The sequence below is a fragment of the Bacteroides sp. ET71 genome (assembly GCF_023336905.1).
In the GTDB taxonomy this organism is placed as follows: Bacteria; Bacteroidota; Bacteroidia; order Bacteroidales; family Bacteroidaceae; genus Bacteroides.
The window spans coordinates 16,589-40,253 of record NZ_JAMBLS010000005.1 but is presented as its reverse complement, the minus strand read 5'-3'; the positions used below and the strand labels follow the sequence as shown (position 1 = coordinate 40,253).

14 protein-coding genes are annotated in these 23,665 nt (G+C 59.1%); 4 read left to right on the top strand and 10 right to left on the bottom strand.

Annotated elements, in window-relative coordinates; all coding sequences use genetic code 11:
- Positions 1-3: 3 nt before the first annotated feature.
- The 6 genes from M3090_RS04600 to M3090_RS04575 all read right to left on the bottom strand — a co-directional run bounded on the left by M3090_RS04600 (position 4) and on the right by M3090_RS04575 (position 8,231).
- Entirely contained in the window at positions 4-969 is a 966-nt protein-coding gene (locus M3090_RS04600) for an SPFH domain-containing protein (RefSeq protein ID WP_249054220.1), read from the bottom strand.
- A 133-nt stretch (positions 970-1,102) separates the two neighbouring features.
- Positions 1,103-3,430: an outer membrane beta-barrel protein gene (locus M3090_RS04595; protein WP_249054219.1), complete on the bottom strand. Its 2,328-nt coding sequence runs from the start codon at positions 3,428-3,430 to the stop codon at positions 1,103-1,105.
- A 438-nt stretch (positions 3,431-3,868) separates the two neighbouring features.
- Positions 3,869-5,512 carry a hypothetical protein gene (locus M3090_RS04590; protein ID WP_249054218.1) on the bottom strand — a complete coding sequence of 548 codons (1,644 nt, stop codon included), beginning with the start codon at positions 5,510-5,512 and terminating at the stop codon, positions 3,869-3,871.
- 11 nt (positions 5,513-5,523) lie between these two features.
- Positions 5,524-6,693, bottom strand: a complete 1,170-nt coding sequence (locus M3090_RS04585; protein WP_249054217.1) for a MalY/PatB family protein — start codon at positions 6,691-6,693, stop codon at positions 5,524-5,526.
- A 24-nt stretch (positions 6,694-6,717) separates the two neighbouring features.
- The gene (locus M3090_RS04580) at positions 6,718-7,332 is read right to left on the bottom strand and encodes a CPBP family intramembrane glutamic endopeptidase (RefSeq protein ID WP_249054216.1); all 615 of its coding nucleotides are present in this window, start codon (positions 7,330-7,332) and stop codon (positions 6,718-6,720) included.
- Positions 7,329-8,231 (bottom strand): prenyltransferase, encoded by a 903-nt coding sequence (locus M3090_RS04575; RefSeq protein WP_249054215.1) that lies wholly within the window; start codon positions 8,229-8,231, stop codon positions 7,329-7,331. The genes M3090_RS04580 and M3090_RS04575 overlap by 4 nt, the downstream gene beginning before the upstream one ends.
- Positions 8,232-8,492: 261 nt before the next feature.
- Between M3090_RS04575 and M3090_RS04570 the strand changes: the two genes are divergently transcribed.
- The 4 genes from M3090_RS04570 to M3090_RS04555 all read left to right on the top strand — a co-directional run bounded on the left by M3090_RS04570 (position 8,493) and on the right by M3090_RS04555 (position 12,886).
- Positions 8,493-9,281, top strand: coding sequence for a Cof-type HAD-IIB family hydrolase (locus tag M3090_RS04570; protein ID WP_249054214.1), 789 nt, complete (start codon positions 8,493-8,495; stop codon positions 9,279-9,281).
- A complete protein-coding gene (locus M3090_RS04565; protein WP_249054213.1) occupies positions 9,278-11,023 on the top strand; it encodes an ATP-dependent RecD-like DNA helicase in 1,746 nt (581 codons plus the stop codon). Before M3090_RS04570 ends, M3090_RS04565 begins: the two co-directional genes overlap by 4 nt.
- Before the next feature lie 79 nt (positions 11,024-11,102).
- Positions 11,103-11,714 (top strand): L-threonylcarbamoyladenylate synthase, encoded by a 612-nt coding sequence (locus tag M3090_RS04560; protein ID WP_249054212.1) that lies wholly within the window; start codon positions 11,103-11,105, stop codon positions 11,712-11,714.
- A gap of 83 nt (positions 11,715-11,797) precedes the next feature.
- Entirely contained in the window at positions 11,798-12,886 is a 1,089-nt protein-coding gene (locus tag M3090_RS04555; protein WP_249054211.1) for a linear amide C-N hydrolase, read from the top strand.
- A 64-nt stretch (positions 12,887-12,950) separates the two neighbouring features.
- On the opposite strand, the gene M3090_RS04550 is transcribed toward M3090_RS04555, so the two are convergent.
- The 4 genes from M3090_RS04550 to M3090_RS04535 all read right to left on the bottom strand — a co-directional run bounded on the left by M3090_RS04550 (position 12,951) and on the right by M3090_RS04535 (position 23,648).
- Positions 12,951-15,503 (bottom strand): glycosyl hydrolase family 95 catalytic domain-containing protein, encoded by a 2,553-nt coding sequence (locus M3090_RS04550; RefSeq protein ID WP_249054210.1) that lies wholly within the window; start codon positions 15,501-15,503, stop codon positions 12,951-12,953.
- Positions 15,504-15,790: 287 nt separating this feature from the next.
- On the bottom strand, positions 15,791-18,010 hold the full coding sequence (locus M3090_RS04545) for a glycoside hydrolase family 3 C-terminal domain-containing protein (RefSeq protein ID WP_249054209.1): 2,220 nt from the start codon (positions 18,008-18,010) through the stop codon (positions 15,791-15,793).
- 81 nt (positions 18,011-18,091) lie between these two features.
- Positions 18,092-20,617 (bottom strand): glycoside hydrolase family 2 TIM barrel-domain containing protein, encoded by a 2,526-nt coding sequence (locus tag M3090_RS04540; RefSeq protein ID WP_249054208.1) that lies wholly within the window; start codon positions 20,615-20,617, stop codon positions 18,092-18,094.
- A gap of 148 nt (positions 20,618-20,765) precedes the next feature.
- Positions 20,766-23,648: a TIM-barrel domain-containing protein gene (locus M3090_RS04535; RefSeq protein WP_249054207.1), complete on the bottom strand. Its 2,883-nt coding sequence runs from the start codon at positions 23,646-23,648 to the stop codon at positions 20,766-20,768.
- Positions 23,649-23,665: the final 17 nt, after the last annotated feature.

Below are 23,665 nucleotides of genomic sequence, written 5' to 3'. Positions count from 1 at the left end.
CGGTCAATGGTTAAGGGTTCCTGTATTCAGCACCGGCTGGGCGGACTCGTCGGCACAGAGCACCACGAGCAGGTTGCTCACCATCGCCGCCTTCTTGTCCTCGTCCAGCTCTACTATGTTGTCTTTCTCCAGCTTCTCCAGCGCCATGTGTACCATGGACACGGCGCCTTCCACAATCTTCTCGCGGGCGCCGATGATGGCCGATGCCTGCTGGCGGCGGAGCATGACGGCGGCAATCTCGGGCGCATAGGCCAGGTAGTTGATGCGGGCCTCCACCACCTCCAGGCCGGCCATGACGAGGCGTTCGTTCAGTTTCTGCTCCAACTGTTCGTTAATCTCCTCGCCACCCGAGCGGAGGGTCAATTCACCGGCCTCGCCCTCGTTGTCATCGTAGGCATACTGCCCGGCCACCTGGCGCAAGGCAGCGTCGCTCTGCACACGCACGAAGTTCTCGAAGGCATTCATCCGTCCGGCCACGGTGTTGCCGGCGTTAATGCTCACTTCCTTGCCGTTGCCGGCGGGGACGGAAGCCGCAGCCATCGTCTGCGAATCGATTTCGAACATCGCCTTGTACGTGTCCTTCAGTTTCCACACCAGCACCAGACCGATGAGTATCGGGTTACCTACCTTGTCGTTCACCTTGATAGGCTCCACGTCCAGATTCCTGGCGCGGAGGGACAGCTTCTTTTTGTCGTAGAACGGATTCACCCAGTAGAAACCCGTCTCCTTGAACGTGCCCTTGTAGCGTCCGAAGAACACCATTGCACGCGCTTCATTCGGCTCCAACTGCATGTAGCCCGCCAGCAGAATCAGCCAACACAAAATGCACACGCCGCCCAAGACATAGAGGCACGTGCCACCCATCCAAAAACAGGCCACAATGAAGGCCGTAAACACAACTAAATGAAGGAAAAGCATCCCGAACCCGTTCAGGCGGAAGCCTCTGAAGTTAGTCTCTTTCGTTTCCATAACTATACAAGTAAAGTGATATTAAATTGATAGCACAAAAGTAGTGAGAAAAAAAGAATGTAGCCATACTTCGGAGGCAATATTTCACCGATATATGCTGCATAACATACAGAAGCATCGCCGGAGGCTGTCGCTACATGCGGCTGCGCTGCTCCTGTCCCGCACCGGTGCCCTTGTACTTGCTCTTGGCGGCGTTGAACTTATAGCGCAGGGTAAGACTGACGCGGCGGCGTGTCTCCTGGTCGATGGTCATCAGGCGGTTGCCGCTGTACAGGGTCAGCGGGGCACGGCTGGAGTTGAAGAGGTCGGTCGCCCGAAGCTGGAGGCTGAGGCGGTCGTTGAGGAAGCCTTTATAGAAGGAGGCATCCATGTACCAAGAGGGACGGAGCACGCGATAGCTCTCGTCATGGCCGCGCGTCTCGGCCCAGAAATCCACGTCCAGTTGGAAGCCGGCAGGCAGGCGGAAGTTATTGTCCCACCGGAAGGAACCTACGGGACGGCCGAAGTTCTCGCGCCCCCGGGGCGTATCGACGTAGAACCATTGCTTGGACAGCATGGAGGTGAACTGGGGCGACCAAAGGCCGATGGTGGGAGCCAGGGTGAGGGTGGCGTAGAAACGGTCGGCATCGGTGGTGTTAACGTATTGGACGAGGCTGATGGCGGGGGACTCTTCGCTATACGTGCCGCTGTGATAGAGGAAGCCGTCCCGCACGTGCAGGTAGCGCAAGTTCAGGTAGACCCAGCGGTACGAAGCGTTGAGGGACAGGCGGTGCATCAGCGAGGGCTTCAGCACGGGGTTGCCGCTCTCGTAGGTATAACGGTTGATATAGGTGACACTGTTACGGAGCAGCCAATAGTCGGGGCGGTTGATGCTGCCGACATAGGAAAGCTGCAACTGCACGTCGCCCACGGGCAGGGCCAAGGAGACGGAAGGGAAGACGTTGTCGTACGTACGGCTCTGGCCAGCGATGCGGCGGCCTTGTTCGTAATAATCGGAGACGAGGTGCTCGTAACGCACGCCCACCTGTGCCTGCAAGGGGCCAAAACTTCTGGCATACTCCAGGAAGGCCGACCAGGCGTTCTCGCGGATGCGGCTGTCGTCGTTGCGGAGGATGCCTTCGGCGTTGACGTAGCTGTTCTCGGTGTGGCTGTACGTATATTCGCCGCCGAAGGAGAGATTCCCTTCCCACAAGGGATGGCTCGCGATGAGCTTCGCGGCATAGAGGCGGCTGCTTCTGACGGTGCGGTTGGTGACCGGCTGCTCGGTGGTGCCGGTGGCCGAGGTGACTTGCTCCAGCATGTCTTGCGGGGTCTTCGAGTCCGTCCAATAGCCGTCGGCGTTGAAGTCGATGGACCAGTCGGCAGCGCGGCCGTTGTAGTAGACGTTCACGGCATGGGAAGTGTTCAGGCGATTCTCCCAGCCACTGCTGAGGCTGGTTTCGCAGGGTTCGCCGTCGCGATAGACGATGGTGGGCAGGGGAAGAATGTCCCACTTATCCTTGGGCGTGCGGTCGAAGTCATAACGGAGTCCGGCGGAGTGGCGGTCGTTAAACTGGTAGTTCGCGGAGAGGCTTGCCGACAGGTTCTGCTTGTGGGCGCGGCTGTTTATCGTGCTCTCCTGCCGCCAATCGTAGTCGAGGAACGTCTCCTGTACCAGCCCCTTGTTGTCCTCGTCGTGACTGTCCGAGGCGAAAAGCATGGCGCCGAGGTCGAAGCCCCCGCGACGGTAGTTCATGTTCAGTTGGTCGAGCACGCTCCACCCGTATTGGTAGCTGGTGTAGAAGCGGTTGTTGAAGCCGAAACCTTCCCCTTGGGGCTTGCAGGTGTAGATGCGCACCACGGCCTGCACCGAGGCATCGTAGCGGGCGCCGGGGTTGCGCACGACCTCCACGCTCTTGATGTTGTCCGACGAAAGTTGGTCCAGCTCCGAAGGGTCACGCATCTTGCGGCCGTTGATATAGACTTCCGCCTGCCCGCTGCCAAAGACATTCACCGTGCCTTCGTCCGCCGAGACGCCGGGCAGTTTGTCCAGCAGGTCATTGCCTGTGCCGGCCTTTTCCAGCACACTGCCCTGCACGGTGGTCACTTGGGCGTCGCCTTTCAGCCGCACTTTGGGCAGGTTGGCACGGACGGTCACCCCGTCCAGCATCTGCGCGTCGGGCAGCAGCGTCAGAGTGCCCAGGTCCGGGCGGTCTGCTACCTTATATATAGTGGTGTATCCGACGAAGGAGACACGCAGCAACAAGCCTGCTGCCGGGGCCCGTAGCGAGAAGCGTCCGTCGTCGCCGCTCACCGTACCGGCCACGAAGGCGGAGTCGGACGGGGAGAGAAGCACGACATTGACATAGGGGAAGGGCTGACGGTGTTCGTCGACCACCTGTCCCGAGAAAGTTTGTTGGGCGAAGGCGCCCGTGCCCGCCAGCAGGAGGAGGCACAGCAAAGAGAGAATGAATCGTTTCATATCAAGTATCTGTTTGAGTTTCTTTGCCTGCAAAGTTAGGCCGGAAACGCCTCTCAAACGGTCTATATGCACGATTAAAAAGTCTATATCACACCGAAGGGGAAGGCTGATAATCAAGCCCTTCCATCGCTGTCATTCTATATCGAAGGGGGCGGAAGCTATATGACGTCTATACCGTGGTAACTTAATTCTCCTCCTCCGGGGAGGAGGAGTACTCATAGAGGGAGGCGGTAGCGATAGTAGTATACTTAAAAATATGGGCTTGTCTGCCACTACCACCCCGCCCTGCGGGCACCCCTCCTCCGGGGAGGAGGGGAATTAAGTTACCTGCCGTTCATCCGATGTGAGACTGTACAGTTTGCCATTAACGACACTCCCTAAGGGTACGTACCCCCACCCGCCTAAGGGTGCACACCCCCACCGGCGGAAACGGCAAGGTTATGCGTTCAGGAAGCCGATGATGTCCCCCTTCTCGTCCATGCCGAGTTTCTTGCGGATGGTGGTCTTGCGCTGGTAGATGGTGGGGACGCTTTGGGCGGTGAGGACGCTGATTTCCTTCGTCGTGAAGTCGGCGCGGAGCAGGCAACAGAGTTGTTGTTCCTTGTCGGAGAGCAGCGTGCCGAAGCGGGCGACGAGCCGGGCGTGGAAGCCGTCGTACAGGCGGTCGATGAGGGGATAGAGGTCGTCCCACACCAGCAATCCCTCGCCGTCCACGCCCGGATGCGGCAGGGTGGAGAAGCGGCGGAGCAAGTCCTGGTTCTGCGCCGTGGGCTGCCCAGCCACGAGGCGAATCAGCCCCAACTGTTGCAGGAGGGTGCGGCGCAGCAGGTGGTCGTCGTCGGCAGGGACAGAGGCCGGGACAGGCGCGGCGGCAGATGCTTCGGCCAGCAGGCGGTCGAGCGTCTCGATGCGCTCTTCGGCTTCGACAAGACGGGCACGGCGACGGCGCAGGTAGTAGAAGGCCGCCCCGCCCGTGAGCAGCAGGAGCAGCAGCGCGCCCAGCAGCCAGAGCTGCATCCGTTGGCGGTCCACCAGCAGGCGCAGGTTGGCGGCAGAGAGGTCGTCGTGCGTATGGTCTTTCTGGCGGATGGTGCCGCGCAGGGCGTAGAGGGCGTTGCCCACGGAGTCGTTGTAGCGCATCAGGTCGAGGTAGTCGAAGGCGCCGGTGCGGGTGTAGGTGATGAGGCCTTGCAGGTAGCCCAGCTGGTTCTCGGCCGTGACGAACTTGCGCCCTTCGCGGCGGTAATACTCACGTCCTTTGTCCAAATAATACTGGGCAGAGTCCAGAAGCCCCAGCTTCAAGAAGCACTCGCTCAGCGTGCAGCAGGAGATGTCCAGCACGTCTGCCCGGTCGGTCAGGGCCATCAGGCGATGGAACTGGCGGATGGCCGCGCGGTAGTCGGACGCGACGTAAACCATCATCTGGGCGTAGTTGCGCAGGTAGTGGAGGGCACGGGCGGTGTCGCCGCGCTGCATGGCCATCTGCACGCTGAGGTCGGTGTGCCATAGGGCCGAGTCGGCCTTCAGCAAGCCCAGGCAGATGCCCAGCGAGAAGTGGTTGTCGGCGGTGTCGCGCAAACGCAAGGCCGCGCGGTAGGAATCGGCGCCCCGGCGATAGTCTTTATAAGTATAGACATAGCACTCGCCCTTCTCCGCCTGGTAGTCGCCCGCCCAAATGCTGTCGCCCAAGGCCAGGGCCCGCACGCTGCCGCTGTCCAGCACGGCCAGTTCCCCGGCGTGACGGTCGCGGGCATGCAGGTAGGCGGCCTTCAACAGATAAGAGGTCAGCAGGCGGGCGGTGTCGCTTTGCGCCGTGAAGTAGTCGAAGGCGGGGAGCACCAAAGAGTCCTCGGTCATGGACGTGTAGTTTGCCTGATGCACGTATGCCCTCAGCCAACCATAGCGCAACAGCTCCTCGCGGGGCAGGAGTTCGGGACGCCTCACTTGCGCCAAGAGGGCGGCGGTGCTGTCGGCATCCGTCTGCCAAAGGGCATCGGCGCGGCGCAGCAAGGCGAGGTCGTCCGTCGGGCGGTGACAGGCGGCCATCAGCAGGCAACAGGCTATCAGCAGCAGGAGACGCATCGGCTTCGTCGTTATAGGTGAGAAACGGCCTCTTCCAACTGCTCCAACGCCCGGCGGAGCACCGAGCGAGGGCAGCCCACGTTGAGGCGCATGAAGCCTTCCCCTCCGCGTCCGAACATCGTGCCGTCGTTCAACGCCAAGTGCGCCTTGTCGACAAAGAGGTTCACCAGTTCGGGTTGCGGCAGGCCGAGACGGCGGCAATCCAGGAAGATGAGGTAGGAGGCCTGCGGGCGTATCATGCCGATAGCGGGGATGCGCTCTTTCAAGAACTGTTCCGTAAAGTCGATGTTGCCCTGTATGTAGTCCAGCAGTTGCCCGAGCCACTCCTCGCCCTCGCGGTAGGCGGCGGCACAACCCACGTAGGCCAGCATGTGTCCCTCTCCGAACTCGCCCGCCTCCAGGAACGTCTGGAAACGGCGGCGGATGCTCGGGTCGACGGCAATGGCGTAAGAGGATGCCAGCCCCGGCATGTTAAAGGCTTTGCTGGGCGCCATAAACGTCAGGCTGATGGCGGCAGCCCGGGGCGACACGGTGGCAAACGGATGATGGCGATAGCCGGGCAGGGTAAGGTCGGCGTGTATCTCGTCGGACAAGACCATCACGCCCCGGCGATGGCAGATGTCGGCCACGCGGCGCAGCTCGTCTTCCGTCCAGACACGGCCACCGGGATTATGGGGATTGCAGAGGATGAGCACGCGGCACCCGTCGAGGTCTTGTTCCAGACGGGCATAGTCGATGTGGTAGTGGCCGTCGCGCAGCACCAGAGGCGAGAAGACCACCTCGCGCTCCAGCCGTTGCGTCACCAGGAAGAAGGGATGGTAGACGGGGTTCATCACCGCCACGCGGTCGCCCGGGCGGGTGAAGCACAACAGGGCCAAAGCCTGCGCCCGCACAATGCCGGGCACGAAGCTAATCCACCCGGTCTCCACCTGCCAGCCGTGACGGTGAAGAAGCCAGTCGCAGATGGCGGGCGCCCAGTCGGCACAGGGGCGTGTATAGCCCAGGACACCGCCCGAGAGCTGCCGCTTCAGGGCCTCCATCACAAAGGGAGGAGTGCGGAAGTCCATGTCGGCCACCCACAGGGGCAGCAGGTCATCGCGTCCCCACACATCACGCACGCCGTCCCACTTCACCGAATCGGTGCCTCGGCGCTCGAGCAGTTCGTCAAAGTCGTATGTCATAATCGGAGAGTATAAGGTAGTTTGCTAAATCGGGAACCAGATGAACACGGCTACGTCCCACAGGGCATGGGACAGGATGATGGCCGCGAAGCGCTCGGGGAAGAAGCGGTAGAGGCCGCCCCACATCACGCCTGCCACCAACGCCGCCATCACGAGCATGAAGTTGCACGACCCCGCATGAACCAGGGCGTAGCAGAGGGTGGAGACCGCAAAGCCCGCATTGGCACCCCAGCGCAGGGAAAGGGTGCGTTGCACGTAGCCGCGCCAGAAGATTTCCTCGGCCGGACCAATCAGAAGGAGCATCAGCACACTAAGCACCCACGGCGACCAGCCGGACTTCATCCCGTAGATGGCATCGACCTGCGGCCGGGCGAAGTCGAAAAGCCAGGCAGACACCTTGTCGCCCGTCCAAAACACCAGCCAGAGGCCAACGGCGACGAGCACGCCCAGCACAACGTTCGAAGCCGACCAACGTAGCTGCCGCCACCAGCCAGGGTTGAAACAGGTGGACAGGATGCAGAGCGTCAGGGCCGAACCAGCCATCGTCCACCAGAAGGGGACGTGCGGAGCCGTCCACGGCGAGAACATCACCGTCCACAGCACCAGGGCCAGCAGCAGGGTGAAGACGAGCCGCTTCATGAGGCAGACAATCCAACAACGACAAAGGCCACGGTCAGCACCAGGCTGAACAGCAGTTGCAGCTTGGCCGTGGCTTCGTCCAGGTTAGCAATGGCCGTGGCCCCGCCGCGGAAGTAGCTGATGACCACACGGACATTCATGCAGGCAGGAACAAAGGCAAGCCAGGCCAGCAACGTCCACAGGGGCAACACACCCGCCAGGGCGCACCCGCTAATCCACAAGAAGGGGAACAGCACCTCGAAACAATAGAGCCACACCGACGCCCGTCCGCCCAGGTTCATGGCCAGGGTACGGATGTGCGCGCGGCTGTCGGTCTGTATGTCTCGCGTATTGTTACAGTGCAAAATGGCGACGGTTATCAGCCCGATGGGCACCGCCAGCAGCAGCACCCTCCAGTCTACGTGGCGCGTGGCCGCGTAGGCCGTGCCCAGCGTAGGCAGCAGGGCATAGGCCACGAAGATGACGTAGTCGCCGCACGCCCGGTATTTCAGGTAGGGATAAAGCAACGAACAGAGCAGTCCGCCGAAACCGATGAGCAGCAACGGCCAACCGGTGCGCAGCAGCAACCCCACGCCGGCCACCAGCGCGACGGACAAGAGGATAAGGGAAAGACGGTAGATTTCGCGCGGCGAAAACATACCGGTGGTCAGCGTATGCACGCCGTAAGTGTCTTCAGCATCCACCCGGCGTTTGTAATCGAAGTAATCGCTCCACGTGTTGCCTGCGGCATGAAACACGACAATATTCACCAAGGCCCACAACCCGTTGGCCCAATTCATCTCTGTCCCCGAGGCAAACAGATAGCCCAACGTCACCACCACCGGCATGGCCGAGGCAGGAAACGACCACGGCCTGACGGCTATCATCCACTCACGAAACGTATGCTTCTTCTTTCTCATGCGTATACATCGATTTTTCAATATTGGCCGCAAAAGTACGAAATTAGCGGGAGATTTCGTACTTTTGTACCCAAAATATACACCGGGCGAAAGGCACTCCGGACGCCACCACAAGCCGCCGCCACACCCCCTCCGGAAGCGGTCGGCCCCGTGTCCGGAACGGGCAGGCCCCGCGTTCGGAAGAAGCGCGCCCCGTGCCCCCAAGAAGCAACGCCCTTGTGTGGCTTCCGCCCATCTTCACCGACAAACAAGAAAACGATTATGGTAAAAGCCATCTTTTTAGACATCGACGGGACGCTGGTCAGCTTCCAGACCCACGAGATTCCCGAATCCGCCGTCAGGGCCATCGCCACGGCACGCGGACGCGGCTCGAAAGTATTCATTGCCACGGGACGCCCCCGCATACTCATCAACAACCTGGGAGCGTTGCAAGAGCGCGGCCTCATCGACGGCTACGTCACCATGAACGGCGGCTATTGCTTCGTCGGCGACGAAGTCATCTACAAAAGCGCCATCCCCGCCGGCGAAGCGCACACGCTGCTCAGCTACTGCACGGAGCGGTCTGTCCCCTGCGTCGTGGTGGGCGAGCACGACATCTGCGTCTGCCATGCCGACCAGCGGGTGCGCAGCATCTTCTACGACTACCTGCACGCCGCCCCCATCCCCGAGGTGGCGCCCGACGAAGCCTTGCGCGGCCGCGAGGTGTTCCAGATGACGCCCTTCATCGTCGAGACACAGGAGGCTGAGCTGCGCCCGCACCTGCCCCATTGCGAGATAGGACGCTGGCACCCCGCCTTTGCCGACATCACCGCCCTGGGCAACACCAAGCAGCGGGGCATCGACCAGGTGTGCCGTCGCTTCGGCATCGCGGTGGACGAGACCCTGGCCATCGGCGACGGGGGCAATGACATCCCCATGCTGCGCCACGCAGGCATCGGCGTCGCCATGGGCAATGCCAACCCCACCGTACAGGCAGCAGCCGACTACGTGACGGACACCGTAGACAACGACGGTCTGGCCAAGGCCTTGCAACACTTCGACCTGGCATGAAATTCCAGCCCGACACCAGCAACCGCGAGTTCCGCCAGGCGCTGGAGCTCGTCAAGTACACCCGGCAGTCCCTCTTCTTGACAGGCAAGGCCGGCACGGGCAAGTCGACCTTCCTGCGTTATATCTGCGACAATGTCCGGAAGAAGCACGTCGTGCTGGCCCCGACCGGCATCGCCGCCATCAACGCCGGAGGCAGCACGCTGCACAGCTTCTTCCGCCTGCCTTTCCACCCACTGCTGCCCGACGACCCCAACCTGAGCCTGCAGCGCGGACGCATCCACCAGTTCCTGCGCTACACCAAGCAGCACCGCAAGCTGCTGGAAGAGCTGGAGCTGGTCATCATCGACGAGATTTCCATGGTGCGGGCCGACATCATCGACGCCGTAGACCGCATTCTGCGCGTCTACTCGCACAACCTGCGCCAACCCTTTGGCGGCAAACAGCTCTTGCTCGTGGGAGACGTCTACCAATTGGAACCGGTGCTGAAGGCCGACGAACGCGAGATATTGAACCGCTTCTACCCCACCCCTTTCTTCTTTTCGGCACGGGTGTTCAACCAAATCGACCTGGTGTCCATCGAACTCCAGAAGGTCTACCGCCAGAGCGACCCGGCCTTCGTCAGCGTGCTCGACCACATCCGCAACGCTGCCCTGGGCGACGACGACCTGCGCGTGCTGAACGCCCGCTGCGATGCCCGTATCGAAGACAGCGAGGCGGACATGTACATCACCCTGGCCACGCGGCGCGACACCGTAGACTACATCAACGAGCGCAAGCTGGAGGCACTGCCGGGCGACCCGGTCACTTTCCCCGGACGGGTGGAGGGCGACTTTCCCGAGAGCAGCCTTCCCACGACACGCGACCTGGAACTGAAGCCGGGGGCGCAAATCATCTTCGTGAAGAACGACCCCGAGCGCCGCTGGGTCAACGGGACCATAGGCGTGGTGAGCGGCTTCAGCCTGACGGACGACGTGCTGTACGTCATCACCGACGACGGCCACGAATGTGACGTGCGGCCCGAGTCGTGGCGAAACATCCGCTACCGGTACAACGAAGAGAAGCGGGAAATAGAAGAAGAAGTGCTGGGCACCTTCACGCAATATCCCGTCCGCCTGGCTTGGGCCATAACCATCCATAAGAGCCAGGGGCTGACCTTCAGCCGCGCCGTGGTCGACCTGACAGGCGGCGTCTTTGCCGGCGGACAGACCTACGTGGCCCTGAGCCGATGCACCTCGCTCGAAGGGCTGCAACTGCGCCAGCCCATCCGCCGGGCAGACGTGTTCGTGCGGCCGGAAATCACGCAGTTCGCCCGCCGCTTCAACAACCCGCAAGCCATCGACCGCGCTCTGAAACAGGCACAGGCCGACATCCAATATGCTGCGGCTGCCCGCGCTTTCGACCAAGGGGACTTCGACACCTTCCTGACGGAGTTCTTCAAAGCCATCCATTCGCGCTACGACATCGAACAGCCCGCCGCCCAACGCCTCATCCGGCGCAAGCTCAACGTTATCAACCGCCTGCGCCAAGACAACATGCGCCTGCGCCAAGAAGCCGTGGAGAAGGAGAAAGCCCTGGTGAAGTACGCCCGCGAGTACATACAGATGGGCGACGAATGTCTCGACCTGGGCATGAAAGACGCGGCGATGCGCAACTACGAGAAAGCGGTGACCCTTTGCCCCAAGTTCAAGGAAGCATGGACCAAGATTAAGAAGCTGGAGAAGGAGCTGCGGAAGGAAACATAAGTTTTATCTGCCCGAATCGCGTCCACCTTTTGTTTTTTATAACTACCTTTGCCCATGAAACCTCAATCTTCTCACACTCATGCTACTGAAACTCTACGACAAGAACAATGACCCCGAGGATTTGCAGCGCGTCGTCGACACGCTGAACGACGGCGGCCTCCTCATCTACCCCACCGACACGATGTACGCCATCGGCTGCCACGGCCTGAAGGAACGAGCCATCGAGCGCATCTGCCGCCTGAAAGGCATTGACCCGAAGAAGAACAACCTTTCGATTATCTGTTACGACCTGGCCGCCATAAGCGAATACGCCAAGGTAGACAACAACACCTTCAAACTGATGAAGCGGAACCTGCCAGGCCCGTTCACCTTTATTCTGAACGGCACGACGCGACTGCCCAAAATCTTCCGGAACCGGCGCGAAGTCGGAATCCGCATGCCCGACAATCCTATCATACGGGAGATAGCACGGCTGCTGGACGCGCCCATCATGACCACTACCCTGCCCCACGACGAAGAAGACGACCCGGAATACAGCACCGACCCGGAACTTATCAACGAGAAGTACGGCGAACAGGTCGACTTGGTGATAGACGGAGGCATCGGAGGACTGGACGGCTCGACGGTAGTGGACTGCACGGGCGACGAACCCGTCATCGTACGCCAAGGAAGCCAAGAGCTGGAGTATTAAAAGGGGAAATGAACAATATCAGCCTGCCAGCGGTTAATAAGTAGTATATCTCAGATTTATCACCCCCTTTATTCATTTTATTTATGAGAAAGACATTATCCATCACACTACTGGCAGCCGCCCTGTCGGGCGCAGCCGCTCTACCGGCTGACGCCTGCACCGGCATCACCCTGAAAAGCAAAGACGGGCATACCGTCGTGGCACGCACCATCGAATGGGGCGGCAGCGACCTGAACAGCCAGTACGTCGTCGTGCCGCGCGGCTACCGGCAACAATCGCTGTTGCCCGGCGGACAAACGGACGGCATGAACTTTACGGCCCGCTATGGTTACATCGGGCTGTCCGTGGAACAGGAACAATTCGTGGCCGAAGGGCTGAACGAAGCCGGGTTATCTGCCGGACTGTTCTACTTTCCTGCGTATGGCCAATACGAGGCTTATGCACCGGAGAAAAAGGCGTCTACCATCGCCGACCTGCAACTGGTGGCATGGTTGCTGGGCGAATGTGCCACGATTGACGAAGTGAAAGAGGCCGTGAGGCAGGTTCATGTGGTGCAGATAGACCCGCGTGCCTCGACCGTACACTGGCGCTTTGTCGACAAGACGGGCCGCCAAGTGGTGCTGGAGATTGTCGACGGCGGGGAACTGCGTTTCTACGACAACCCGCTGGGCGTGCTGACCAACTCGCCCGACCTGCCCTGGCACCTGACCAACCTGAACAACTACGTCAACCTCTACCCCGGCCCTGCCCCGGCCCAGCAACTGGGCAGTGCGGAGCTGAAGCAGTTTGGCGCCGGCAGCGGATTCCTGGGCATCCCCGGCGACGTGACACCGCCTTCGCGCTTTGTCCGCGCGGCTTTCTACCAGGCTACGGCTCCGCAGCAAGACACTGCCGAAAAGGCCGTATTGCAGGGATTCCAGATACTAAACAATTTCGACATCCCTGTGGGCATCGAATTTGCCGGGGGCAAGGTACCGGCCGACATCCCCAGCGCCACGCAGTGGACTTCGGCGACAGACGCTGCCGGTGGAATCATTTACTTCCGCACCATGTATAACAGCCGCATCCGCAGCATCGACCTGAACAGGATTGACTTCGCCCGTGTCTCCTATCGCGCCGTACCCATGGACAAAGCCAAGGCACAGCCGATTGAGGACATCACCATCGAATGAGCAGAAAGGAATACGAGAACAGGCTCGGCGCACACTGTCTGTGCAGTCCGAGCCTGTGTTGTTTTCAATAAGAGAAGCTGATGCTGACAAACTGCCTTTCCGACAAGTCCAACTCTATCATCGAGCCGGCACGCGTCATGTCCCAAGCCCGGCCGTTCACCTCGGCAGACACGGCTCCGGCAGGAATCTTCACCCGGAACGTGCCCGGCCGGAGGGCATGAATCGTGACCGACCGTGCTTTCCCGTCTGCCCAATCCAGGTCTACGGCAGCCCCTCCCCTTACGCGCAAGCCCCGGAAGCTGCCTTCCCGCCAGCAGTCAGGCAGGGCAGGAAGCAGGTGTATGAAGCCTTCGTGGCTCTGCAACAGCATTTCGCCAATGCCGGCCGTGCCCCCGAAGTTTCCGTCTATCTGGAAAGGCGGGTGTGAACAGAACAGGTTGGGGAACGTGCCGCTCCCGTGTTGGCCGCTGGCCGGGTCGACTGCCGGCTGCAGAAGACTACGGAATAGCTTCCATGCCCGATTCCCATCGCCCAGGCGCGCCCAGAAGTTCATCTTCCACGCCCGGCTCCAGCCGGTGGCCTCATCGCCCCGACGGTTCAGGGTGACACGGCAAGCTTCGGCCAGTTCGGGCGTACGCGAGGGAGAAATCTGGTTACCGGGATGCAAGCCGTAAAGGTGAGAGACGTGGCGGTGATGTACGTCGGTCTCGCGGTAATCCTCCAACCATTCCTGCAAGTAACCGCGCTCGCTGATTTGCATGGGCGGGAACTGCTTCATGTCCTTCTCCAGACGGGCGGCGAACGCCCTGTCCCGGCGCAAGATGCGGGCTGCGGCCGCCACGTTGGTGTACAGTTCGGTGAGCAACTGCACGTCCATCGTCGGCCCCATGCAGACGCTGACGGGATGCGTACTGTCGCCCGGCAGGTAGAAGGAGTTCTCGGGCGACGAGGTGGGCGCCGTCACCAGCCAGCCGTGCCCGGGTTCGTGCACGGTGGTGGAGAGGAAGAACTCGGCCGCCCCCTTCAGTATGGGATAGATACGCTTCAGGTAGTCCACGTCCTGCGTGTAGAGGTAATGGTCCCACAAGTGCGCACAGAGCCAGGCGCCGCCCGTGTTCGTGGCGCCCCACGACGGATGCTCGCCGGGCGCGGTGTAGTTCCAGACGTTGGTCATCATGTGCAGCACCCAGCCGCGTGCCTCGTCGCCATAGAACGCCCGGGCGGTTTCTTCGCCCGAAGGGAGGAGACGCTCAACGAGCGTGACTAGCGGGGGGAAGAGGTCGGACAGTCCCGCCTGCTCCAGCGGCCAATAGTTCATCTGGATGTTGATGTTGGTGTGGTAGTCGCCGTTCCAAGGCGTCCACAGCGTGTTGGCCCACAGGCCTTGCAGGTTGGGCGGCAAGGAGCCGGGGCGCGTGCTGCTAATGAGCAAGTAACGGCCATAGTTATAGTAAAGCGCGGCCAGACCGGGCGAGGGGTTCTCCTTGAACCGCAGCAGGCGTTCGTCCGTGGGTAAGGCGTCGTCGGGCGAAGCGGGCAGGGAGAGGGAGACGCGGTCGTACAGATCCTGGCACGTAACGAGGTGCATGAACAGGAGATTCTCACCCAAGTCGAACGAGTTCAGTATATCGAGCAGCTTGGGACGGGCGGAAAGGCTGTCTCGCTCCGACTGGCGATGCCGCCCCAAAAGATAAAATCTATCGGTTATAGCCAAAGGCATCTTTGCCAACCGCGCAGCCTGCTCCAACAGCTTGTCGCACTCGGCCTCGTAGCGTTCGCCGGGGAAGTCCGTGCCCGCCGCGGCAAAGGAAGTTGTGGCCGAAATCAGCAGGCAGGCTTCCGTGCCGCCTTCCAGCGAGAGCCCTTCGGTTGAGGCTTCCGTCCGACCGTCCTTGGCAATCAGGCGCATGGCCACGCGGTATTTCATGCCCGCTTTATCGGGATTGCCGCTGTCCAGTTGGCCGGTCATCACCAAGGCATCGTCCTCGACGGCCAGCGAACAACGTTCCTGCCGACCCAGCGCAGCGGAGAAGGAAAGCGCGCCCGGACGGTCGGCCACGAGGCGGATGAACATCACGTCCGGCTGGCGGGAGACGAAGTAGGTGCGCTCATAACGCACGCCGCCCCGGGTGAAGGACGTGCGTGCCACGCCGTCGCGCAGAGACAGCTCGCGCACATAAGCCTCCGCCACCGTGTCTGCACCGGCATAGCGGAAACGCAGGTCGAGATTGCCCAACACCTGGTACGAGCCATAGCGCCCATCGGTCTCCTGCTTCTTGGGCACGAAGCTGCTGTACATCAGTTCCTGCGCCTCGAGGTTCTTGCCTTCGAAGAGCAGTTGGCGAATCTGCGGCAGGCTCCGGGCGGCGTCGGGGTTGCGGTAGTCAGCCTCCGAACCGCTCCACAGGGAAATCTCGTTGAGGACGATGTGTTCGTGGCTGATGCCGCCGTCGGGCATCATGCCCAGACGGCCGTTGCCCAGGGGCAAGGTTTCCTCCCAAATGCGGGCGGGGGTTGTGTACCACAAACGGTGGTTGCACGTATCGGCAGGGACATCGGCCACTGCCGCAAGAGAAACTGACAGGCAAAAAGACAATAGGGTCAAGAAAGGTTTCATACGCAAAATGGTTAGACTTCAAAATAGCGGACGCACACAGGCACATCCTCAGAAAAAACAAAAAACACCGGAAATGGTTCACCGGCGGATGGGAAGAACAGCATCTGCCTCTCTGAACAAGACCCGCCGGAAACGGAAGGATTTCCACCCCCGAAAGGAAAAGCGTCCTTGTCCGAAAGAAGCCGGCTTCGTGTTCGGAAGAAAGGACGCTCTTGTCCGGAAGGAAGAAACGCTTGCGGCGCTTCCTCCTTTCCCTTGCTCAAAACGGCAGATGCTGCAACCGCTGGCTACAACAGCTCGAAGGTCGCCGTGCCACGAATGTCGGTAGACGAAGCACCCACGTAGAGTTTGAACTTGCCCGGCTCGGCCACCCACCGGCCGACACGGTCGTCGTAGAACTTCAGGTCGTCGGGCGTGATGGTGAAAGTCACCGTCTTCTCTTCGCCGGGCTGCAGCAAGATTTTGTCGAAATGCTTCAGTTCCTTTTGCGGACGGAGCAGGCTGCACTTTTCGTCGCCCACGTAGAGCTGCACGATTTCCTTGCCGGCCACGCTGCCCGTGTTCTTCACCGCCACGGAAAGGGTCAGCGTGCCGTCGGCCTCCATCTTCTTGGCAGAAATGACAGGCTTTCCGTACTCAAAAGAAGTATAGCTCAAGCCATAGCCGAAGGGGAAGAGAGCGGGAATCTCTTTCGTGTCATACCAACGATAGCCCACCAGAATGTCTTCCTTGTACTCTTCCTTAATGCTGTCGCCGGGATAGGCCATCGAGTCGAAGGCGTGTGCCGGGCAATCGGTCAGCTTCTTCGGGAAAGAGAAAGGCAACTTCCCGCTGGGGCAGACGGCGCCTCCCAAGACATCGGCCAGCGACTTGCCACCCATCGAACCCAGGTACCATCCCTGCACGATGGCAGGCACCTTGTCCAGCCACGGCATATCCACCGCATTGCCGGTGAGCAGCACCAGCACCAGGTTCGGGTTGACAGCCTGCAAGGCCTCTATCAGTTCATCTTGGCCGAAAGGCAAACCAAAGTCGATGCGGTCTCCTCCCTCGCAGTCCTGGTGGTGGTTCTTGTTCAGACCGCCCACGAGGATGACGAGGTCAGCCTCGCGTGCCATCGCCACAGCCTCGTCGCGCAACGAGTCGACCACCGCCTGCGGCACTTCTTCTACCTGTCCGTACATGGGACGGCCGGCCAGGTAGCCATGCGCATACTGCACCTTGTCACCGTAGAGTTCGCGCAACCCGTCAAGGGGAGAAACCATGTCTTTCACCTTCAGCTCGGACGAACCGCCGCCTTCGTTGAGCAGCCGCACGGCATTGTCGCCCACCACGAGGATGCGTTCGTATTTCGACGCGTCGATAGGCAGCAAGGGGTTGCCTTTCTTCGTCACGGGGTCGTTCTTTAAGAGGACAATGCCTTCATCACCTATCTCACGAGCCACGGCATAGTGTTCGTCGGTGCAGAGCGAGCCGTATGGCTTCTGCCGGTTCATGGCTGTGCGGAAGACAAGGCGCAGGATGCGGGTGACCTTCTCGTCGACGGTCGACAGGGGCACCTTACCTTCTTTCAGCATCTTCAGGTAGGGGTCGGCCAGGTAATAGTCATTGTAACCGAACTCACTCTCTGAAGTCAGGCCGTTGGTGTACGAACCCATCTCGACGTCCAGGCCGTTGACGGCAGCCTCGTAAGTGTCGTGCGCACCGCCCCAGTCGGTCACGACCACGCCGTCGAAGCCCCAGTCGCCTTTCAGTATCTTGTTCAGCAGAAGCTCGTTGTGGCAGCAGTGCTGGCCCCGGAACTTATTGTAGGCTCCCATGACAGTCCAGGCACCGCCCTTCTGCACCGCTGCTTTGAAGGCGGGAAGGTAGATTTCGTACAGCGCACGGTCGCTGGCATAGACGTCGATGTGGTCGCGCCAGAGTTCCTGATTGTTCAAGGCATAATGTTTCACGCTGACGGCCACGCCGTTCTTCTGCACCTCCTGGATGTAGGGCACGCACATCACGCTGGCCAGGTAAGGGTCTTCGCCCATGTACTCGAAGTTACGGCCGTTGAGCGGGGTGCGGTAGATGTTGACCCCGGGACCCAGCAGAACGTCTTTCCCGCGGTAAACGGCCTCTTCGCCAATGGCTTTTCCGTACTTAGCGGACATTTCGGGATTCCACGTGGCAGCCAGACAGGTCAGTGCGGGGAAGGCTGTGGTGCTGTCGTTGGTCTGGTTGGAGTAGCCCCAGTCGTTCCAGTTGATTTCGGCACGGACGCCGTGGGGGCCGTCGCTCCACCATAACTCGGGGATGCCCAGACGGGGCACGCCGGCGCTGGCAAACTTGCCGTAGGCGTGACACAGGGCGACTTTCTCTTCCAGCGTCAGGCGGCCGAGAGCGTCTTGCACGCGGGCCTCGATGGGCTGACTGTCATCCAAATATATCGGCGTCTGGGCCGACAAGCTACCTGCGGTGCACAAGGCGGCACAGGCAAAAGCGGTTAAGAGCTTGTTCTTCATTGCTTTTTCGTTTTAACGTTAGTATACAATTAAGTAATTCCATTAACAATCATTCGCTCTTGGACGGGTGCACGTCCAGGGTCAGTCGGCCTGCACCTCCATGTCTGCTTCCTGCAAACCATCGGCCGTAGCCGTCAGACGGATGGGGCCGTCTTCTCCGTTGTTTTGGACGACCACGAGGCATTTACCGTAAAAAGCCTTGCGGTGATTGTCCTTGAAGCGTTCCAAGGAGATGGGGCTGCCGTTGTCGACCCCCGCAATGAACCCCGCACCTTGTACGTCGAAGGTGACATCGTTGTCGGCCCACGGACAAAGGTTGCCCTCCCGGTCCACAATCTCGACAGTGACGAAGCACAAGTCCCGGCCGTCGCACCGGATGGCAGTCCTGTCGGGAGTCAGGCGAATCCGGGCCGGTTCGCCAGCCGTACGGATTTCCTGTTCGGCCACGACCTGTCCCCCACGACGGGAAACGACCCGCACGGTGCCAGGTTCGAAGGCAACACGCCAGGAGACATGGAAATCGTCCTTACCCTTGCGGCGCAATCCTTGAGACTTGCCGTTGACAAAAAGCTCTACCTCGTCGGCGTTGTTGTAATAAGCCCAGAGGTCTACGTCCTGGCCTTCCTGCCAGTTCCAATGGGGGAAGAGATGAAGCACGTCCTTGTTCGGCCGCCACTCACTCTGATACATATAATAAATGTCTTTGGGGAAACCGGCCAAATCGACAATGCCGAAATAAGAACTGCGGGCAGGCCAACCATAAGGCGTAGGCTCGCCCAGATAGTCGAAGCCCGTCCAAATGTACTGCCCGGCGATGAAGTCGTTGTTCTTCACATGGCGCAAGGTGCCCTCGTGACTGTTGCCCCAGGGGACGTGACAGTTGTCGTAGGACGAACAGGAAAAGGACTCATCGTGGAAAGGTATGTCCCAACGGGTGGGCCAGATGAACATCGAGTCGGAAGGCATGCGATAGTAGCCACGGGTCATGAGGCCGGAGACGCTCTCGGTGACGATGAAAGGCTTGCCCGGAAAGTTCTGCGGCACGCCGGCAAACCAGTCGTCATGGTAATTGAAACCGATGATGTCCAACGCTCCTGAACGGAACAGGTGGTTGCCGGGATTGGGTTCGTTACAGCCGGCAGTGACGGGCCTTGTCGGGTCGAGTGCACGGGTCATATCGGCCAGTTTCCTGGTCAGCAGGGAATTGACGGACAACTCCTTCCCTTCTTTTGCCAACATGTCGGCACTGTGCCCGAAATTCAGGACCAGATTGGCTTCGGCCAGACTGAGGGTGTCAGCCTTGGCATCGCTCCATTGCTCCAGCACTTCGTTGCCGATGCTCCAGATGAAGACTGAGGGATGGTTGCGGTCGCGCATCACCTGGTCGGTCAGGTCGCGTTCGTGCCATTCGTTGAAGTAGCGTGCATAGTCGTGCGAGGTCTTTTTCTTCCGCCACATGTCGAAAGCTTCGTCCATGACGATGAAGCCCATGCGGTCGCACAAGTCCAGCAGTTCGGGCGCAGGCGGATTGTGCGAGCAACGTATGCCGTTGCAGCCCATTTCTTTGAGAATCTCCAGTTGGCGCTGGATGGCCCGGACGTTGACGGCCGCACCCAGGCAGCCCAGGTCGTGGTGCAGGCAGACACCGTTTATCTTCACGCGGCGGCCGTTGAGGATGAAGCCCTTCTGCGGGTCGAAACGGAAAGAACGGAAACCGAAAGGTGTCATATAGGTATCTACCGCCCGGCCATCGGCCAGAAGCGTGGTGCGCACTTGGTAGAGGTAGGGCCGTTCTATGCTCCACAGTTCAGGGGCCGTGATGTCCATCTGCTGCAAGGTGTCGATGGAAGTTTCCGGAGCAACGGTCAGTGCCGGAAGAAGTGTTTCGGCCACGACCTTGCCTTGTTCGTCCAGCAGTTCGGTGCGGAGTCCGAAGGAAGTTGCGTCGGCCGAGGCGTTTTCAATGGTGGTCCGCACGTTCAGACGTGCCTCGTCCTTGGTAACGGGATCTGCCGTCGCGTACGTCCCCCAGTGGGCCACGTGCAAGGGATGAAGCTTGACGAGCCAGACGTTGCGGTAGATGCCGCAACCGGAATACCAGCGGGAGTTGGGTTGCTCGGAGTTATCCACACACACGGCCAAGACGTTGCGTCCTTCCCAATCGAGATAGGGGGTCAGGTCGTAACGGAAAGAGATGTAGCCGTAAGGACGCGTGCCGAGACGGTGGCCGTTGATGTAGACGGTGGAGTTCATGTAAACCCCGTCGAAGTCGATGTAGACGCATTTGCCTCGGTCGGACTTATCCAATGTAAAGACTTTGCGGTACCACCCTACACCACCCGGCAAGGCTCCGCCCCCGGTACCCGAGGGATTGTCTTGGCTGAAATCGCCTTCCACAGCCCAGTCATGAGGCAGATTCAGGCGGCGCCAACGGGAATCGTCATAGGTCGGTTGGGCGGCGGCCGTGTCATCCGTCAGACAGAAAGTCCAGTCGGCCGTAAAATCAATGCGGCGGCCATCTGTCCCGTGGTCAGGTGAAGACGAGGTACAGGCAGCAGGAAGAAGTGCCAGCAGGCATATCGAAAAGAGTAAAATCAGTTGTTTCATAATCATCTTTATTTACATCACACAAGCTTGTTCCGGACAAAGGCCGGATATCTCTCTAGGAAAGGATATACCTTTGCCCAAGAAAGGTATATCCTTTGAGCACTTCCCCTCAGAATGTCTTGCGACAAGGGCTGAGAAGAAGAGGCATTCAGAGCTTGACCGTCTGCTTGCGGCCGTCATACTTTATGACAATTCCCCGTGCACCGAGGTCAAAAGGACGTGCCCGTTCCGGGGTGACCTTGACGATGTTGAAAGTACGTTCCTGCAACATGCCCGGGTATCCGCCCCGACGTTCGCCCAAGGTCAGCTCTCCCTTGGCTTCGTCATAGGCAAAGGGGATAAGAGCATACTGGCCTTTCTCGTAATTGTAATTCGTTCCCTCGTCTTCGTAAAGCGTAAACGCTCCGTCCTGCCCGGTGTAGACGTAAAGGGTGATGACATCGGCCGGTTTCTCATCGCTGTACTGCATATCAGGGCCGTAAGGGATGATGGCTCCTTCGCGTACGTAGAGCGGGATGCGTTCATAGGGTGCATCCACAGCCAGACGCTGCCCGCCGTCAGTGTGTCGGCCGGTATAGAAGTCATACCATCCGCAACCGGCGGGGAAGTAGACGTCGCGCTTCCGAGCCCCGTACTCGTAGACAGGCGCCACCATCAGGGCGGGACCGAACATGAACTGGTCGCCCACATCATAAGTCTGGCGGTCGGCCGTGAAGTCCATCACCAGCGGGCGCATGATGGTGTAATCCTTGAAATAAGTCATGCCGGCCAACGAGTAAATGTAAGGCATCAGGTTGTATCGCAGCTTCGTATAGTAAACAATGGAACGGTAGGCAGGATGGCCCTCCGGAGCAATGTTCCACACTTCGCGGTAAGGATACTGGCCGTGTGCACGGAACAAGGGGCAGAAGGCACCAAACTGATACCAGCGGGCGTTCAGCTCGCGCCACTCCTTGTAGTCGGCATTCTCACGTCCCGTCCGGTTAAACTCCTGCTGTCCGGCCACATAACGGTTCTCCACGCAGAAGCCTCCGATATCCATCGTCCAATACGGAATACCACTGACAGCAAAGTTCAATCCGGCAGAAATCTGGGCTTTCATGTCTTCCCAGCGCGTGGCAATGTCGCCACTCCACGTAGCCGTGGAATAACGCTGCAAGCCGGCAAAACCCGACCGAGTCAACAAGAATACCCGACGGTTGGGGTCTACCCCGCGCTGCCCGTCGTAGATGGCCTCGGCATTCATCAAAGCGTATGCATTAAAGAACTGCGCCGAAGGTCCCAGGTAAGTAGGACCGCACAAATCCTTACGATACTGCAAGTCGGTGCAGTCACGCACATTGGGTTCGCTGGCATCCATCCACCAGGCATCGATGCCCAACGGGTAATAATGCTCATACATCTGCTTCCAGAACAACTTGCGGGCTTCCGGTTGATAAGCATCATAGAAGCCATACGTATAACCGGGACCTACCCAATCTTTCAGACTGTCCTTGACAGATTGCATGTACATCCATCCCCGGTCGGCAAACTCCTTGAAATGTTCAGTGCTTGTATAGAACTTAGGCCATACGGAAATCATCAAACGCCCGTTCATGGCATGTATGGAATCGACCATGCCCTGCGGGTCAGGAAAACGCTTTCTGTCAAACTCATGGCTGCCCCATTTGTCCTGTTCCCAATGCAACCAGTCAATGACAATGTTATCGATAGGAATCCGACGCTCACGGAACTCTTTCAAAGTAGAAAGCACTTCTTCCTGCGTATTATATTTCTCACGACTCTGCCAATAACCCATCGCCCATTTCGGCATAATCTGCGACTTCCCTGTCAGCGTACGATAACCACTGACCACGTCATCCATGTCTTTGCCATAAACAAAGTAATAGTCTATCTCATCCTGCATTTCGCCCCACCAGGACAATTTATTCTGCTCATCCTCCGGGACAGGTGTCAACACACGAAGCCCACAATAAGAAACTCCTCCATCCGGTTGCCAATCAATCTTAATGGGAACACGTTTGCCTGCCTCCAACTGAACAGCGAACTTATAACTGTTCGGATTCCACGCTGTACGCCAACGCTCAGGCACCACCAATTCATTGTCTATATAAACTTTTGTATAACCGGCATAATACAGAATGAAACGGAATAGCCCACTCTCCGATGGCTCTATCTCCCCCTCGTAGGTGACATGCGACCCCATGAAAGGGAAATCCTTGGGCAAATTAACGACATGATTCAAATCGCCACGCACCAGATGCTCAAAATACAGAGAATCTTCACGGCGTACCAACGTCTCTACACCCGATTTGGCATCAGGCACATAAGTCCCTGTCAAAGCGCCCTCCTTCCCGGAGTTGTCATACAACTTGAATACATCGCCCAACTGTGAATAATCACGGGAATCACCGAAACGGCACAACGAATAACTGTCCCACAATACACCATAATTCTTGGTTGATACGATGAAAGGCACAGATACCTTCGTATTATACTGGAAAAGTTCCTCGTTCTTTCCCTTGTAATTGAATTCATCTGCCTGATGCTGTCCAAGTCCATACCATCCTTCGCTCTCGTCGGCAGACAGGAAAGTTTGATGTACAGAATAAGCCTTAGTTCCTTCTACCTCAATTGGCCGGAACGTACGGCTATCCTCTGCCAGAATCAGATTACCTTGGGCATCGAAGAAACGCACCTGCCCTGTTGTGCGGGACACAACGGCAGACACTTGCGACGTTTCCACAACAATCTCATCCTCCTTTTCATTGATCTTGAAGTCAGTCTTCTGCTTTTGCGGAACAACAATAAGGCTTGGAGATTCTGAGAATTTTCTCTCCGGTGTAGCCGAGACATGGAACAATTTTTCTCCCATCACTTCTACACGAACTTTACGTACCTCTGTCGGTTGTGCCTGGTCAACGCTCACAACCACTCCCATACCATCATCGGTCAACTGGTAGCCAGCACCAGAACAGGCTGCCAGCACCAAGCCGGAAAACAAATAAGCTGAAGTGTTTCTCAATTTCATAACATACAATCAATTAA